Here is a 15,037-nt window from a genome sequence, read left to right as displayed (position 1 = left end):
CATGCATGTCCTCGTGGTGCACAACCGCTACTCCTCGGCTCAGCCGAGCGGGGAGAACAACGTCGTCGACCAGGAGACGGAGCTGCTGCGCGCGGCCGGCCACCGGGTCGGGCTGTTCGAACGGCGCAGCGACGACATCCCCGCCCGCTCCCTGCCGGGCAAGGCCGCGATACCGCTGCTGGTGCCGTGGAACCCGGCGGTCCGCAAGGAGCTCGCCACCCGGCTGCGCGCCGAGCGCCCGGACGTGGTGCACATCCACAACGTCTTCCCGCTCCTGTCGCCCGCGGTGCTGGCCGCCTGCGCCGACGCCGGTGTGCCCGCCGTCGCCACCCTGCACAACTACACCCAGGTCTGCCCGCCCGGCACGCTCCAGCGGGACGGCCGGCCGTGCACCGAGTGCGTCGGGTCGACCCCGCTGCCCGCCGTCCGGCACGGCTGCTACCGGAACTCCCGGCTGGCGACGGTGCCGCTCGCGGTCAGCCTTGCCGTCAACCGGCGGCGCTGGTGGTCCGGTGTGGAGCGGTTCTTCTGCATCTCCGCCGCGCAGCGCGATGTCCTGGTGCGGTCGGGCATGCCGTCCGAGCGGCTGGCGGTGAAGCACAACTTCGTACCCGACCCGGACGACCGGCGAGCGGGCCCCGGCGAACATCTGCTCTATCTCGGCCGGCTCGCGGAGACCAAGGGCGTACGGCTGCTCATGGCCGCGTGGGACGAGATCACCGCGGACGGCGGGGTGGGCGTGCCGCTGGTGATCGCCGGGGCGGGACCCCTGGAGCGGGAGGTGACCGCCTGGGCGGCGGGCCGGGACGATGTGCGGTTCGCCGGTCTGTACGACCCGGCGCGGTGCCGTCGGGCCATCGCGCGGTCGGTCGCCGTGGTGGCTCCCTCGACCTGGCTGGAGGCGTTCGGTCTGGTGGTCGTGGAGGCGATGGCCGCGGGCGTCCCGGTGGTCGCCGCCGGACACGGCGCCTTCGTCGAACTCGTCGAGGACGGGGTGACCGGGCTGCTGCACCAGCCGAACGACCCCGCCTCGCTCGCGTCCCGGCTGCGCCGGATCACGGCCGAGCCGGACCGCAACCGGGAGATGGGCCGGGCGGCCCGGCGCCGATACGAGCGGGACTTCAGCCCGGCCGTCGGGCTGGAGCGCCTGGTGGAGGGGTACCGCTCCGCGATCGCGGGCCGGTCGGGCGGCGGGGACGGCCCGCCGCCCGCAGAAGACGGAAGCACTGGCCCGCGACGGGGAACCCGCGCGGGCGGAGATGGGGGAAGTAGATGACACGATGCCGACTCTGCGGCTCGGCGGCGCTGGAAAGCGTCGTCGACCTGGGAGCGACCCCGCCGTGCGAGAGTTTCCTCGCCGCGGACCAACTGGACCTGCCGGAACCGGCGTACCCGCTGCACCTGCGGGTCTGCACCGACTGCTGGCTCGCGCAGATCCCTCCGCTGATCACCCCGGAGGAGACGTTCACGCAGTACGCGTACTTCTCCTCCTACTCGACGTCCTGGGTGGAGCACGCGCGCACCTACGTCGCCGGCACCGTCGAGCGGCTGGGCCTCGGCGCCGACGCCTTCGTGGTCGAGGTCGCGAGCAACGACGGCTATCTGCTGAAGCACATGGTGGACCGCGGTGTCCGCTGCCTCGGCATCGAACCGTCGGTGAACGTGGGCGCCGCGGCGCGCGAGGCGGGGGTGCCCACGGTCACGGAGTTCCTCTCCCCGGACACCGCCGCCGCCGTCCGCGCCGAACACGGCCCGGCGGACCTGGTCGTGGCCAACAACGTCTACGCGCACATCCCCGACGTGGTCGGATTCACGAAGGGGCTGCGCGCCCTGGTCGCCGACGACGGCTGGGTCTCCATCGAGGTGCACCATCTGCTGACCCTGATCGAGCGGAACCAGTACGACACGATCTACCACGAGCACTTCCAGTACTACACGGTCGCGTCCGCGATCCGGGCGCTGGCCAGCGGCGGACTCACGCTCGTGGACGTCGAACTGCTGCCCACCCACGGCGGCTCCATCCGGCTGTGGGCCAGGCCCTCCGAGGCGGCCGGCGAGCCCAGCCGGGCGGTGTCCGACGTACTGGCCCAGGAGAAGGCCGCCGGACTCCAGGAGCTGTCCGGGTACACCGAGTTCTCCGCCCGGGTGGCCAAGGTGCGCCGGGACCTCCTGCGGTTCCTCATCGAGGCGGCCGAGCGCGGCGAGACGGTCGTCGGCTACGGCGCCCCGGGCAAGGGCAACACCCTGCTCAACCACTGCGGTGTCCGGCCCGACCTGCTCCCGTACACGGTCGACCGCAACCCGTACAAGCACGGCAGGTTCACCCCGGGCGCCCGTATCCCGATCCTGCCGCCCGAGCGGATAGCCGCCGACCGGCCGGACTACGTGCTCGTCCTCCCCTGGAACTTGCGGGACGAACTGGTCGAGCAGCTGTCCTTCGTGCACACCTGGGGCGGCCGGCTGGTCTTCCCCGTTCCGGAACTGAGCATTGTCGACGCCGCGTCATGAAAGAGGTCACAGCATGAAGGTCGTACTGTTCTGCGGCGGCTACGGGATGCGCATGCGCGACGGAGCCGCGGACGACATACCCAAACCGATGGCGATGGTCGGCCCACGCCCGCTGATCTGGCACGTCATGCGCTACTACGCGCACTTCGGGCACACGGAGTTCATCCTGTGCCTCGGCTACGGCGCCCACCACATCAAGGACTACTTCCTCAACTACGAGGAGACGACGTCCAACGACTTCGTCCTGCGGGGCGGGCGCACCGAACTGCTGTCCACCGACATCGCCTCCTGGACGATCACCTTCGTGCAGACCGGCATCGAGTCACCGATCGGGGAGCGGCTGCGCCGGGTGCGGCACCATCTGGACGGCGACGAGATGTTCCTCGCCAACTACGCCGATGTGCTCACCGACGCCCCGCTGCCCGAGATGATCGACCGGTTCGCCCGGCGCGACGCCGGCGCGTCGATGACGGTCGTGCCGCCGCAGTCCTCGTTCCACTGCGTGGAACTGGGCGACAACGGCCTCGTAGGAGGCATCACCGCGGTCAGCGAACTGCCGCTGTGGGAGAACGGCGGCTACTTCGTGCTCCGTCAGGAGGTCTTCGACCACATCCCGGAGAACGGGGACCTGGTCGCCGACGGATGCGCCGAACTGGCCAAGCGCGGGCGGCTGGTGGCGTACCAGCACCGCGGCTTCTGGAAGCCGACCGACACGGTGAAGGAGCGGGCCGCGCTCGACACCGCGTACACCCGGGGCGACCGCCCGTGGGCCGTATGGGAACGGGACGGCGCGGGGACCTACCAGCACAGCGGCGGCGGAACGGTGACCGCGTGATACGGCTCGGGGCGGGACGCCTGGACCGCGTGGTCGCGGTGGGCGCGCACTGCGACGACATCGCCATCGGCGCGGGCGGCACCCTGCTGACGATGTGCCTCGCGCGTCCGGACCTCCGCGTCGACGCGCTGGTGCTCTCCGGCGGTGGCGGCGAGCGGGAACGGGAGGAGCGCGCCGCGCTCGCCGCCTTCTGCCCCGGCGCCGATCTGCGGCTGACCGTGCTCAAGCTGCCGGACGGCCGGCTGCCGACCCACTGGGACGAGGCCAAGACCGCCGTCGAGGAACTGCGCGAGCGCACCGAACCGGACCTCGTACTGGCCCCGCGCACCGAGGACGCGCACCAGGACCACCGCGTCCTGGCGAAGCTCATGACCACCGCGTTCCGCGACCACCTCGTACTCGGCTACGAGATCGTCAAATGGGACGGCGACCTCGGCCGCCCGACGGCGTACCAGCCGCTGTCACCCGACACCGCCGAACGCAAGGTGCGGCTGCTCCAGGAGCACTACCCCTCGCAGCGGCACCGGCCCTGGTACGACCGGGAGGCCTTCCTGGGCCTCGCACGCATCCGCGGAATCGAATGCCACACGCGCTACGCCGAGGCCTTCGCCGCCACCAAACTCACTCTCGACCTGGGGGAATGAACCTTGCGCGTACTTCTGACGGGACACCAGGGCTACCTGGGCACCGTGATGGCCCCGGTACTCGGCTCCGCCGGACACGAGGTCGTCGGACTGGACTCCGGCCTCTTCGCCGACTGCGTGCTGGGCCCGCCGCCCGCCGACCCGCCGGGACACCGGGTGGACCTCCGTGACATCACGGCCGAACACCTGGCCGGGGTGGACGCCGTGATCCATCTGGCCGCGCTGTCCAACGACCCGCTGGGAGCACTCGCTCCCGACCTCACCTACGACATCAACCACCACGCGTCCGTGCGACTGGCCGAACTGGCCCGCGACGCCGGAGTACGGCGCTTCCTGTACGCCTCGACCTGCTCCGTCTACGGCGCCGCCGGCGGCGGCGACCTGGTGGCCGAGGACGCCCCGCTGCGCCCCGTGACCCCGTACGCGGAGTCCAAGGTGCGGGTGGAGGACGACCTGCACGCGCTGGCCGACGGCGACTTCAGCCCGGTGTACATGCGCAACGCCACCGCCTTCGGCTACTCACCCCGGCTGCGCGCCGACATCGTGCTGAACAACCTGGTGGGCCACGCCCTGCTGTCCGGCGAGGTGCTCGTGCTCTCCGACGGCACCCCCTGGCGCCCGCTCGTGCACGCCGCCGACATCGCACGGGCCTTCGCCGCCGCGCTCACCGCGCCCCGGGAGGCGGTGCACGACCGGGCGTTCAACATCGGCAGCGAGATCAACAACGTCACCGTCGCGGAGATCGCCGCACAGGTCGCCGAGGCGGTCTCCGGCTCACGGGTGGTGATCACCGGCGAGACCGGCGCCGATCCGCGGTCGTACCGGGTGGACTTCGCCCGGTTCCGCGCCGCGATCCCCGGCTTCGACTGCGAATGGACGGTCAAGCGGGGCGCCCTCGAACTCGCCGACGCCTACCGGGAACACGCCCTGACCCGCGAGGACTTCGAGCGTCGCTTCACCCGGCTCGCCGTGCTGCGCGCGGCGTCCGACGCCGGAACCGTCGACGACACCCTGCGGTGGCGCCGATGACGACGACCGGCGAGCAGATGCACGCACTGGTGGAGCGGCTGTACCCGCTGTGCCGGAGCATCACCGGCGACGGGGTGCGCGACACCCTGGAGATCGTCGGCGAGTACCTTCCGCTCCAAACGCACGAGGTGCCGACGGGGACGCGGGTGCTCGACTGGACGGTGCCGCAGGAGTGGAACATCCGCGACGCGTACATCGCCGACACCGCCGGCAACCGCGTCGTCGACTTCGCCGCGTCCAGCCTGCACGTGCTCGGCTACAGCGTGCCCGTGTCGGCGACCATGCCGCTGTCCGAGCTGCGCGGACACCTGCACACCCTGCCCGACCACCCCACCTGGGTGCCCTACCGCACCAGCTACTACAAGCCGGACTGGGGATTCTGCCTGGCCCAGGAGACCCTGGACGCGCTGCCGGACGGCGACTACGAGGTACGCGTCGACTCCACCCTCGCGGACGGCCATCTCACCTACGCCGAACACGTCGTCCCCGGGCAGGTCCCCGACGAGGTGATCGTCTCCTGCCATGTCTGCCACCCGTCGCTGGCCAACGACAACCTGGCGGGCATCGCGGTGGCGACGTTCCTGGCCCGGGCGCTGGCGGAGACGAAGCCCTGGTACACCTACCGCTTCCTGTTCGCGCCCGGCACCATCGGGGCGATCACCTGGCTGGCCCGCAACCGGGAGCGGGTGGACCGGGTCAAGCACGGACTGGTGCTCGCCTGCGCCGGTGACCCGGGACGGCTGACGTACAAGCAGAGCAGACGCGGCGACGCGGAGATCGACCGGGTGATGCGGCATGTGCTGCGCTCCTCCGAACGCCCCCACCACATCACCGAGTTCACTCCCTACGGCTACGACGAGCGGCAGTTCTGCTCGCCCGGGTTCGATCTCGGCGTGGGCTCGCTCAGCCGCACCCCGTACGCCGGATACCCCGAGTACCACACCTCGGCGGACAACCCGGACTTCGTCTCCCCGGAGGCGATGGCGGACACCCTCGCCGTCTGCCGTGAGGCGTTCGGCGTGCTGGACCGCGACCGGCGGTACCGCAACCTCAGCCCCTACGGCGAACCACAGCTGGGCCGACGCGGGTTGTACGACGCGCTCGGCGGACGCAGTGACGCGAAACAGGCCCAGATGGCCATGCTGTGGGTGCTCAACCTCTCCGACGGCGAGCACAGCCTGCTGGACATCGCCGAGCGGTCCGGGCTGCCGTTCGACACCGTCGCCGGCGCGGCCGACGCCCTGGAGGGCGCCGGGCTGATCAAGGCATGAAACCGATGACCACCGAGGGGGAGAAGGCGAAGGGCGCCGCGGCGGCCCGGCCCGGCGGCGGCCGGGCCCTGGCCGGCCGGCTGTCCTGGGGACTGGCCGACCAGGCGGTTTGCAGCATGACCAACTTCGCGCTGGGCATCTATGTGGCACGCTCCCTGGGGCTCGCCGCGTTCGGTGTGTTCAGCCTGGCCTGGGTGACCTACGGCGTGGTGCTCAGCGTCTCCCGAGGGCTGGCCACCGACCCGCTCGTGGTGCGCTTCAGCGGCGTACCGGACACCGCCTGGCGCGCGGCGACGGCCCGGTCGTCCGGCACCGCGCTCGGCGTCGGCGCCGCCCTCGGCACGGTGTGCCTGGTGGCCGGGCTAGGCTTCGGCGGCGGGCTGGGACACGCGTTCGCCGCCCTCGGCGTCGTACTGCCCGGCCTGCTGCTCCAGGACGCCTGGCGGTACTCGTTCTTCGCCGCGGGCACCGGGCGCAAGGCCTGTGCCAACGACCTCCTGGGGGGCGTCGCGCTCGTCCCGGCCATGCTGGTCGCGGCCCGCGTGGGCAGCGTGGCCGCGTTCGTGCTCGCCTGGGGCGCCGCCGCCGCGGTGGCCGCCGGGTACGGCTTCCTCCAGTCCCGCATCAGGCCCCGGCCGACCGGAGCACGCGAGTGGCTGCGCGAGCACCGCGACCTCGGCTACCGGTACCTGGTCGAGAACGTCAGCCTCAGCGGCGCGGCCCAGCTGCGGGCCTACGGGCTCGGCGCGATCGTCGGCGTCAGCGCGGTCGGGGTGATCCGGGGCGCCGAGCTCCTGCTCGGCCCGTTCCTGGCCGTGCTGATGGGACTGTCACTGGTCACCGTCCCGGAGGCGGCCCGGGTACTGCGGCGGGCCCCACACCGCCTCGGCCGCTTCTGCCTCCTGCTCAGCGCCGGACAGGCCGCCGCCGCGCTGCTCTGGGGCGCCGCCCTGCTGCTGGTGCCCGACCGCCTCGGTGAACTCGTGCTCGGCGGCGTCTGGCACCCCGCCTCCGCGCTCATCGTGCCCGCCACCCTCGGTGTCGTGGGCGCCGGCCTCGGCGTCGGCGCGGCGGCCGGGCTGCGCGCGCTCGGCGCCGCCCGGCGCAGCCTGCGCAGCCAGCTGTTCGCCTCCGCCTGCTACGTCGTCGGCGGGCTCGGCGGAGCCGCCCTGGCCGGCACGGCCGGCTCCGCCTGGGGCGTGGCCGCCGCGACCGTCAGCGGCTCGGCCGTCTGGTGGCTGCATCTGCGGTCCGCCCTGCGCGAGCGCCAACAGAACCCCATCCGCGAAGTGAGGACCCCATGACCGCCCCTGCCCGGCTGAGCATCGGCCTGCCCGTGTACAACGGCGAGGAGTACCTCGCCGAGTCCTTCGACGCCCTGCTCGGGCAGACCTACGAGGACTTCGAACTGGTCGTCTCCGACAACGCCTCGACCGACGGGACCGAGGACATCTGCCGCCGGTACGCCGCCCTCGACCCCCGTATCCGCTACCTCCGGCTGCCCCGCAACATCGGCGCCGCGCCGAACCACAACCATGTGTTCACCCAGTGCCGCGGCGAACTGTTCAAATGGGCCTCGCACGACGACCTCTACGCCCGGGACCTGCTGAAGCGCTGCGTGGAGGCGCTGGACGAACGGCCGGACATCGTCCTCGCGCACAGCGGCCAGGCGGTCATCGACGGCGACGGCCGGGTGAAGGTCCCCTACGAGTACGGACTCGCCACCGACTCGCCCCACCCGCCGGAGCGCTTCCGCAGCCTGCTCTTCGAGCCCGGCGGCGACGACTTCTACGGGGTGATGCGGGCCGACATGCTGCGCCGGGTGAAGCCGCACGACAGCTACCACCACGCCGACCGCACGTTCGTCGCCGAGATCACCCTGCACGGGCCGTTCCACCAGGTGCCCGAGCTGCTGTACTTCCGCCGCGACCATCCCACCCGCGCCGAGCGGGCCAACCCGGGCAAACGCTCCCGGTGCGTCAACCTGGACCCCCGCCGGGCGGGTCCGCTGCACCCGACACCCCGGCTGCTCGCCGAGTACGTCTGGGGCTTCGTCGCGGCGGTCAAGCGGGCGCCGCTGTCCCCGGCCGACCGGCGCGAGTGCTACCGCCACCTCGCCTCCTGGATGACCAGCCGGGCCCGGCCGGGCGCCGGGGAGCGCGTCGAGGACCGTGCCCCGGTCGACCCGGACCGGCTCACCGTCTCCGTCGACGCGCTCGTCGCCGGCCGCGAAGGCGGGCGCGCGTGAGGTCCGCGCGGGACGCCCCGGTGCGCGTCGGGGTGTTCGGCCTGCTCGGCTCCGGCAACCTCGGCAACGACGGGTCGCTGGAAGCCGTGCTCGGATACCTCCGGACCGCGCACCCGGAGGCCGCCGTGGACGCGCTGTGCGGCGGACCCGAGGCCGTCACGGCCCGGTACGGGATACCGGCGACCCGGCTGCACTGGTACCGCGGCGAGTACCGGACCGCGTCCCGCGTGGGCGCGATCGCGGGGAAGGGCCTCGGCAAACTCGTCGACGTCTTCCGCACCGCCGCCTGGGTACGCCGGCACGATGTGGTGATCGTGCCGGGCATGGGCGTCCTGGAGGCCACCCTGCCGCTGCGGCCCTGGGGCTTCCCGTACTCGCTGTTCCTGCTCTGCGCGAGCGGGCGGCTGCTCGGCACCCGGGTCGCGCTGGTCGGTGTCGGCGCCGCCGCGATCCGCAGCCGCCCCACCCGGGCCCTGGTGCGCTGGTCGGCACGGCTGGCGACGTACCGGTCGTACCGGGACGACCTGTCCCGCGACGCGCTGCGGGCGATGGGCGTGGACACCACACGCGACGAGGTCTACCCGGACCTCGCGTTCGCCCTGCCCGTGCCACCGGCCGACGCGCCCCCCGGCCCGCCGGGCCCGGTCTGTGTCGGCGTCATGGACTTCCACGGCGGCAACGACGACCGTGCCCGGGCCGAGGAGATCCACCGGCGCTACCTCGACGGGACGATCCGCTTCGTCCGCGCGCTGGTCGAGGACGGCCGCCCGGTCCGGCTGCTCACCGGCGACGACGTCGACGCGTCCGTGGTCGCCGCGATCCTCGACGCGGTGGACTCGCCGCTGGTCACCGCCGCCGACGCGTCCTCACTGGCCGACCTGATGAAGGAGACGGCGGCCGCCGACACCGTGGTCGCGACCCGCTACCACAACCTCGTCTGCGCGCTGAAGGCCGGAACGCCGACACTCGCGCTCAGCTACGCGGCGAAGAGCGACGCGCTGATGGCCCGGATGGGGCTCGACGCGTACCGCCACCCGGCCCGCGAGGTCGACGCCGACCGCCTCCTCGAACAGTTCCGGGCGCTGGAGAAGGAATCGGCGCGGATACGGCGCACCCTCACCGAACGGAACCTGGTCGCCGCCCGGCAACTGGAGCGGCAGTTCACCGCCCTGACCACGGCCCTCTTCCCGGCCACCGGCCACACCCACGCCCACGCACTGCGGGAGACCCCATGAAAGCGACCGAAGTCCCGGCGATCACCGGCGCGTACCTGTTCGAGTCGACGTCGTACACCGACGAACGCGGTTCCTTCTGCCGCACCTTCGACGCCGACGTGGTCCGCTCGGTGGGCCTCGACCCGGACGCCTTCGTCCAGGACAGCGTGTCCCGCTCGGTCCGGGGAGTCCTGCGCGGACTGCATCTGCGCTCCGGAGCGGGCGAGGCCAAGCTGGTGCGGTGCTCGTACGGGAGGATCTTCGACGTCGTCGTGGACCTGCGGCCCCACTCGCCCACCTACCGCGACCGGGCCTTCTTCGAGCTGACCGACGAGACCCAGACGACCCTGTACATCCCGGCGGGCTGCGCGCACGGCTTCCAGGCGCTGACCGGTACCGCCGACGTCTCGTACCGGATCGACCGCCCGCACGACCCGTCCGAGGACGTGACCATCGCCTTCGACGACCCGGAGCTCGCCATCCCCTGGCCGCTGCCGGTCACCTCGATGTCCCGGCGGGACCGCGAGGCGCCGAGCCTCGCCCAGGTCCTGAAGCACAAGGAAGGATGAGACCGGCGTGGACACCGAAGAGTTCCTCCTGCCCCGCTCACGACTGGCGAACGAGCGGCTGCACACCCTGATCCCCGGCGGCGCCCACACCTACGCCAAGGGCGACGACCAGTACCCCGAGAACCTGGCCCCGGTCATCAGCCACGGCAACGGCGCCCATGTATGGGACATCGACGGCAACCGCTACGTCGAGTACGGCTCCGGCCTGCGGTCGGTCAGCCTCGGCCACGCCCACCCCCGCGTGAACGAGGCCGTACGGCGGCAGCTCGACCGCGGCAGCAACTTCGTCCGGCCGTCCATCGTGGAGGTCGAGGCCGCGGAACGCTTCCTGGCCACCGTGCCGACCGCCGACATGGTGAAGTTCGCGAAGAACGGCTCCGACGTCACCACCGCCGCGGTACGTCTCGCCCGCGCCGCCACCGGGCGCCCACGGATCGCCATCTGCGGCGACCATCCGTTCCTCTCCGCCGACGACTGGTTCATCGGCACCACGCCGATGTCCGCCGGCGTTCCGGCGGCGACCACCGAGCTCACCGTGACGTTCCCCTACGGGGACCTGGCCGCCACGGAGGAACTGCTCACCCGGTACCAAGGCGAGATCGCCTGTCTGATCCTCGAACCCGCCACCCACACCGAGCCGCCGCCCGGATACCTCGCCGGTCTGCGCGAACTGGCCGACCGGCACGGCTGCGTACTGGTCTTCGACGAGATGATCACCGGCCTGCGCTGGTCCGAGGCGGGCGCCCAGGGCCTGTACGGGGTCGTCCCCGACCTCTCCACGTTCGGCAAGGCGCTGGGCAACGGGTTCGCCGTCTCCGCGCTGGCCGGGCGCCGCGACCTCATGGAACTGGGCGGGCTGCGCCACTCCCACGACCGGGTGTTCCTGCTGTCCACCACCCACGGCGCGGAAACACACTCGCTGGCCGCCGCGATGGCCGTGCTCACCACCTATGTCGAGGAGGGCGTCACCGCGCGGCTGCACGCCCTCGGCGAGCGATTGGCCGCCGGTGTCCGCGAGGCCGCGGCCGGTATGGGGGTCGCCGACCACATCGTCGTCCGGGGCCGGGCCAGCAATCTGGTCTTCGCCACCCTCGACGAGAACCGGCAGCCGTCACAGCGGTACCGCACCCTGTTCCTGCGCCGGCTCCTCGCGGGCGGGGTGCTCGCCCCGTCGTTCGTGGTGAGCAGCGCGCTCAGCGACGCCGACATCGACCACACCGTCGACACGGTGGCCCAAGCCTGCGCGGTGTACCGGAAGGCGCTGGACGCCGCCGACCCCACCCCCTGGCTGGCCGGGCGGCCGATCAAGCCCGTGTTCCGCCGCTTGGCGTGACACGGAGTCAGCGGCGCTCCCGACGGAGGCCGGCCGTCCGGTCGACCAGCCACGCGGTGGCCGGTGTCACCGCCAGCGCGGTGCACCAGCCGCCGAGGGTGTCGGTCGGGTAGTGCGCGCCCAGCGCGATCTGCGCCCAGCCCATGGCGGCGCCCGCGACCAGCGTCGCCCCCAGCGCGAGCGCCGTCCCGGCCGTCCTGCCGAGGCCGAGCCGCCCGACCGCCAGCAGCGCCGCCATCAGGGCGAGCGCGGTGAGGAAGGCGGTGTGCCCGCTCGGATAGGACAGATGCCCGTCGTGGATGGTGCGTCCCACCAGGGGCTTGAGCAGCTTGGTCGCGCCCACGGTCAGTACGGCGCCTGCCACGACGAGCACCGCGGCGCGCGGCCACCGCAGCAGCAGACAGCCCGACACGGCGGCCACGACCAGCGCCACCGCCCCGGCGGGCTCCGCCAGGAAGTCCACGGCCAGGGCGATGTTCCGCCACGGCGGCGGCACACCGTCCACCGACGGCTGAATCCACCCGTCCACCCCGCCGGGCCGGTTCCGCCCGGCGTACAGGACCCCCAGCGCGACACCCAGCAGCGTGGCGAGGACCGCGATCAGCCCGAGCGAGGCGCGCAGCGACGGAGGCAGCACCGGGGGCGTCCGCCGACCGGTCGCGCGTCCGTCGTCCCCCTCCGATCCGGGACGGCTCGCGGTGACCGGTGGCGGATCCTGCGGACCTCGGTCTCCTGAGGCCGGGCGAGGCCGGACCTCTTCACGCCGCCCGACACCGGCCGACGTGACCTTCGGCTTCTGCTCGCGCCGACTCCGCACCAACGAGCCCCCCCGTCATGTCCGAACCTGGCCCGCGCGGGAGCAGGCGGCCTGTACGGCCCCGGACCCGCCCAGCCTGTCCCTCATCCGGCCAAGGCATCGGAATCAGCCTTCGATCGGCACCCTAACCAACAATCCGGTCGCGGAAAACCGCCGTCTGACAGTGCCGGGTGTCAGCACTCCGCGATTTCCGGTCCGTATCGCATTTCCGTGCCGGAGCCATGGAATTCCACCGGAACCGCGATCGTGCCCCGGCGGTGGACACGCTCCAACAGAACTCCGTCCAGGGCGAATTCGCCGTCCCGCTGCGCGTCCGCGTCCGCGATCCTATGCTGACACCGAGGGTGGAGACGACCTGGGGGGTCATGCCTGATGAAGGCGGCAAGCAGAGGAACATCCGTACTCAAGTCGGGGGCCAAACGGCTTCTGCGGCGTACCGGATTCGACATCGTGCGCAGTACCAACGTCCAGGGCGGGGTGGACGACTTCATCCCGTTCGAGGCGACGATGCGGGCCGCCCGTGCGGCCGGTCTGTCGATCGGTGACCATATCGACGCGGTCATGAACGGGACGCCTGGCGCCACCCAGTCCACCATCGACGAATTACGCGCGCTCGGCGTCTTCGCCGCCGACCCGAAAACGGTGCTGGAGATCGGCCCCGGGTCCGGACGGTATCTGGAGAAGACCATGAAGGAGTGCTCTCCCGGCCGCTACGAGATCTACGAGACGGCAGCGCCCTGGGCCGGCTATCTCGTGGACACCTTCGGTGTCGTGGCCCAGCCGACCGAGGGAAGCAGTCTCGCTCCGACGCCCGACGGCAGCGTCGACCTCGTCCAGGCCCACAAGGTCTTCAACACCGTGACCTTCCTGGTGGCCGTCCGCTACTTCTTCGAGATGGCCCGTGTCACGCGACCCGGCGGCCGGATCGTCTTCGACGTCATGACGGAGACCTGTCTGGACCCGGCGACGGTAGGCGTCTGGGCCGAGCGGGGCGGCTCGGGACACGGCTCCTTCCCGGCGGCGCTGCCGCGCCGGACCTGCGTGGACCTCTTCGCGACCCTCGGCTGCGAGCTGGAGGCCAACTTCACGGCGCCCATGGGTGTCGCCTCCACGGAGGTGCTCGTCTTCGCCAAGAAGCCCTGACCCCGGCGCGAACACCGCTCCCGCGTGTGTGGCGTGTCCTCCCCATGCGAGGACGGATGCCGGGTATACGGCTTCGTGTGAAGATCACCACCGGCACACCACCGGAGACATCGGACGCTCCGACGGCACTCAAGAAGGCGTTGAGCACCCCACTGCTCTACTTCTTCATCCTGGGGGACATCCTCGGCGCGGGCGTGTACGTCCTCGTGGGCCAGATCGCCGGAGCCTCCGGCGGCGCCGTGTGGGTGCCCCTGATCGTGGCGTTGTGCCTGGCCATGCTCACCGCCGCCTCGTATGTCGAGCTGGTCACCAAGTACCCGCGCGCGGGCGGGGCCTGCCACTACGTCAACCTGGCGTTCGGGCCCTTCGCCGGGTTCCTCGCCGGATTCTGCATGCTCGCCGCCGGTGTCGTGGCGGTGGGCGCACTGGCCCGCGGGTTCGGCGGCGACTACCTGTCCGAGTTCGTCTCCCTCCCCACGCTGCTCGTCACGACCGTCTTCCTGGCCGCGCTGGGGCTGCTGAACGCGCGCGGCATCAGGGAATCGACACGGGCCAACGTGGCCGCCACCGTCATCGAGGTCGGCGGACTGCTCCTCGTGATCGGCCTCGGTGCCTGGATCGTGCTGCGCGGCGACGGCGACATGTCGAGGCTGACGGACCTCGGCGCCCCCGGCGAAGGGCCCGCGGCCGCCGCCCTGAGCGGGGCGGTGCTGGCCTACTACTCGTTCGTCGGGTTCGAGACATCCGTCAATGTGGCGGAGGAGACCCTTGACCCACGGCACTCGTACCCGAGGGCGCTCTTCGGCGCGCTGATCACGGCAGGCGTGGTGTACCTCCTGGTCGGCGCGGCCGCGGCGGCGTCCGTGTCCACCGAGAGGCTCGCCGGTTCCGACGGACCACTGCTCGAAGTCGTCCGTGCGGCGGGCGGTGTCCCGTCGCAGCTCTTCAGCGCCATCGCGCTGGTGGCGGTCGCCAATGGCGCGCTGCTCACCGGCATCATGTCGTCACGCCTGGCCTACGGGATGGCCCGGGACGGCCTTCTGCCGCGCTTCCTGACGAGAGTGCTGCCCGGCCGGCGTACGCCGTGGGCGTCGATCGCGGCCACCACGGCTCTCTCGCTGCTGCTCGCGATGACCGGCGACGTGGCGACGCTGGCCTCGACCCTCGTCCTGCTGCTCCTGGTCGTCTTCTTCCTCGTCAACACCTCGGTGCTCGTACTGCGTCGGGACGCCGTCCCACGGGACCACTTCAGGACACCGACGGCCGTCGCCCTCGCCGGGGCGGCGTCCTGCGTCGTGCTCGCGACCCAGATCGAGCGGGAGGTCTGGCTGAGGGGGGCGGCCGTCATCGCGGTGGGCGCCGTCCTGGGCATCGTCGCGGCGGTACGTCTGCGCGGACGGCCCGCCTGAACCTGCGTCGCGGTGTG

General features: G+C 72.1%; 14 protein-coding genes. 13 read left to right on the top strand and 1 reads right to left on the bottom strand.

Annotated elements, in window-relative coordinates; genetic code table 11:
* The first annotated feature begins 1 nt into the window (after position 1).
* Genes OG711_RS01250 through OG711_RS01200 form a run of 11 tightly spaced genes read left to right on the top strand, consistent with a single transcriptional unit; the run spans position 2 to position 11,651 of the window.
* Positions 2 to 1,276 (top strand): glycosyltransferase, encoded by a 1,275-nt coding sequence (locus tag OG711_RS01250; RefSeq protein ID WP_329558088.1) that lies wholly within the window; start codon positions 2 to 4, stop codon positions 1,274 to 1,276.
* Positions 1,273 to 2,508, top strand: a complete 1,236-nt coding sequence (locus OG711_RS01245; protein ID WP_266504305.1) for a class I SAM-dependent methyltransferase — start codon at positions 1,273 to 1,275, stop codon at positions 2,506 to 2,508. Before OG711_RS01250 ends, OG711_RS01245 begins: the two co-directional genes overlap by 4 nt.
* 13 nt (positions 2,509 to 2,521) lie before the next feature.
* Positions 2,522 to 3,343: a glycosyltransferase family protein gene (locus OG711_RS01240; RefSeq protein WP_329558087.1), complete on the top strand. Its 822-nt coding sequence runs from the start codon at positions 2,522 to 2,524 to the stop codon at positions 3,341 to 3,343.
* Positions 3,340 to 3,987, top strand: coding sequence for a PIG-L deacetylase family protein (locus OG711_RS01235; RefSeq protein ID WP_073792499.1), 648 nt, complete (start codon positions 3,340 to 3,342; stop codon positions 3,985 to 3,987). The genes OG711_RS01240 and OG711_RS01235 overlap by 4 nt, the downstream gene beginning before the upstream one ends.
* A 3-nt stretch (positions 3,988 to 3,990) precedes the next feature.
* Entirely contained in the window at positions 3,991 to 5,016 is a 1,026-nt protein-coding gene (locus OG711_RS01230; RefSeq protein WP_329558086.1) for an NAD-dependent epimerase/dehydratase family protein, read from the top strand.
* The gene (locus OG711_RS01225; protein WP_329558085.1) at positions 5,004 to 6,287 is read left to right on the top strand and encodes a DUF4910 domain-containing protein; all 1,284 of its coding nucleotides are present in this window, start codon (positions 5,004 to 5,006) and stop codon (positions 6,285 to 6,287) included. The genes OG711_RS01230 and OG711_RS01225 overlap by 13 nt, the downstream gene beginning before the upstream one ends.
* Complete coding sequence (locus tag OG711_RS01220) at positions 6,284 to 7,591, top strand: MATE family efflux transporter (RefSeq protein WP_266504292.1); 1,308 nt, start codon at positions 6,284 to 6,286, stop codon at positions 7,589 to 7,591. Before OG711_RS01225 ends, OG711_RS01220 begins: the two co-directional genes overlap by 4 nt.
* On the top strand, positions 7,588 to 8,535 hold the full coding sequence (locus OG711_RS01215; protein ID WP_266504290.1) for a glycosyltransferase family 2 protein: 948 nt from the start codon (positions 7,588 to 7,590) through the stop codon (positions 8,533 to 8,535). The genes OG711_RS01220 and OG711_RS01215 overlap by 4 nt, the downstream gene beginning before the upstream one ends.
* The gene (locus tag OG711_RS01210) at positions 8,532 to 9,770 is read left to right on the top strand and encodes a polysaccharide pyruvyl transferase family protein (RefSeq protein ID WP_329558084.1); all 1,239 of its coding nucleotides are present in this window, start codon (positions 8,532 to 8,534) and stop codon (positions 9,768 to 9,770) included. Before OG711_RS01215 ends, OG711_RS01210 begins: the two co-directional genes overlap by 4 nt.
* Positions 9,767 to 10,318: a dTDP-4-dehydrorhamnose 3,5-epimerase family protein gene (locus OG711_RS01205; RefSeq protein WP_073792505.1), complete on the top strand. Its 552-nt coding sequence runs from the start codon at positions 9,767 to 9,769 to the stop codon at positions 10,316 to 10,318. The genes OG711_RS01210 and OG711_RS01205 overlap by 4 nt, the downstream gene beginning before the upstream one ends.
* Positions 10,319 to 10,325: 7 nt before the next feature.
* Positions 10,326 to 11,651, top strand: coding sequence for a glutamate-1-semialdehyde 2,1-aminomutase (locus OG711_RS01200; RefSeq protein ID WP_329558083.1), 1,326 nt, complete (start codon positions 10,326 to 10,328; stop codon positions 11,649 to 11,651).
* A 7-nt stretch (positions 11,652 to 11,658) separates the two neighbouring features.
* Here the strand turns inward: OG711_RS01200 and OG711_RS01195 are convergent, their stop codons facing one another.
* The gene (locus tag OG711_RS01195; protein WP_329558082.1) at positions 11,659 to 12,288 is read right to left on the bottom strand and encodes a phosphatase PAP2 family protein; all 630 of its coding nucleotides are present in this window, start codon (positions 12,286 to 12,288) and stop codon (positions 11,659 to 11,661) included.
* 552 nt (positions 12,289 to 12,840) lie between these two features.
* Between OG711_RS01195 and OG711_RS01190 the strand changes: the two genes are divergently transcribed.
* Positions 12,841 to 13,611 carry a class I SAM-dependent methyltransferase gene (locus OG711_RS01190; RefSeq protein WP_329558081.1) on the top strand — a complete coding sequence of 257 codons (771 nt, stop codon included), beginning with the start codon at positions 12,841 to 12,843 and terminating at the stop codon, positions 13,609 to 13,611.
* 77 nt (positions 13,612 to 13,688) lie between these two features.
* Entirely contained in the window at positions 13,689 to 15,020 is a 1,332-nt protein-coding gene (locus OG711_RS01185; RefSeq protein WP_329558080.1) for an APC family permease, read from the top strand.
* The last annotated feature ends 17 nt before the right edge of the window (positions 15,021 to 15,037 follow it).

It is taken from the genome of Streptomyces uncialis (assembly GCF_036250755.1).
Classification (GTDB): Bacteria; Actinomycetota; Actinomycetes; order Streptomycetales; family Streptomycetaceae; genus Streptomyces; species Streptomyces uncialis.
The sequence above is the reverse complement of the archived record's forward strand: the minus strand, read 5'-3'. Positions and strand labels throughout refer to the sequence as shown.

Coding starts and splice junctions, on each gene's coding strand:
- OG711_RS01250 (WP_329558088.1), top strand. CDS start 2: ATGCATGTCCTCGTGGTGCACAACCGCTACTCCTCGGCTCAGCCGAGC.
- OG711_RS01245 (WP_266504305.1), top strand. CDS start 1,273: ATGACACGATGCCGACTCTGCGGCTCGGCGGCGCTGGAAAGCGTCGTC.
- OG711_RS01240 (WP_329558087.1), top strand. CDS start 2,522: ATGAAGGTCGTACTGTTCTGCGGCGGCTACGGGATGCGCATGCGCGAC.
- OG711_RS01220 (WP_266504292.1), top strand. CDS start 6,284: ATGAAACCGATGACCACCGAGGGGGAGAAGGCGAAGGGCGCCGCGGCG.
- OG711_RS01215 (WP_266504290.1), top strand. CDS start 7,588: ATGACCGCCCCTGCCCGGCTGAGCATCGGCCTGCCCGTGTACAACGGC.
- OG711_RS01205 (WP_073792505.1), top strand. CDS start 9,767: ATGAAAGCGACCGAAGTCCCGGCGATCACCGGCGCGTACCTGTTCGAG.
- OG711_RS01190 (WP_329558081.1), top strand. CDS start 12,841: ATGAAGGCGGCAAGCAGAGGAACATCCGTACTCAAGTCGGGGGCCAAA.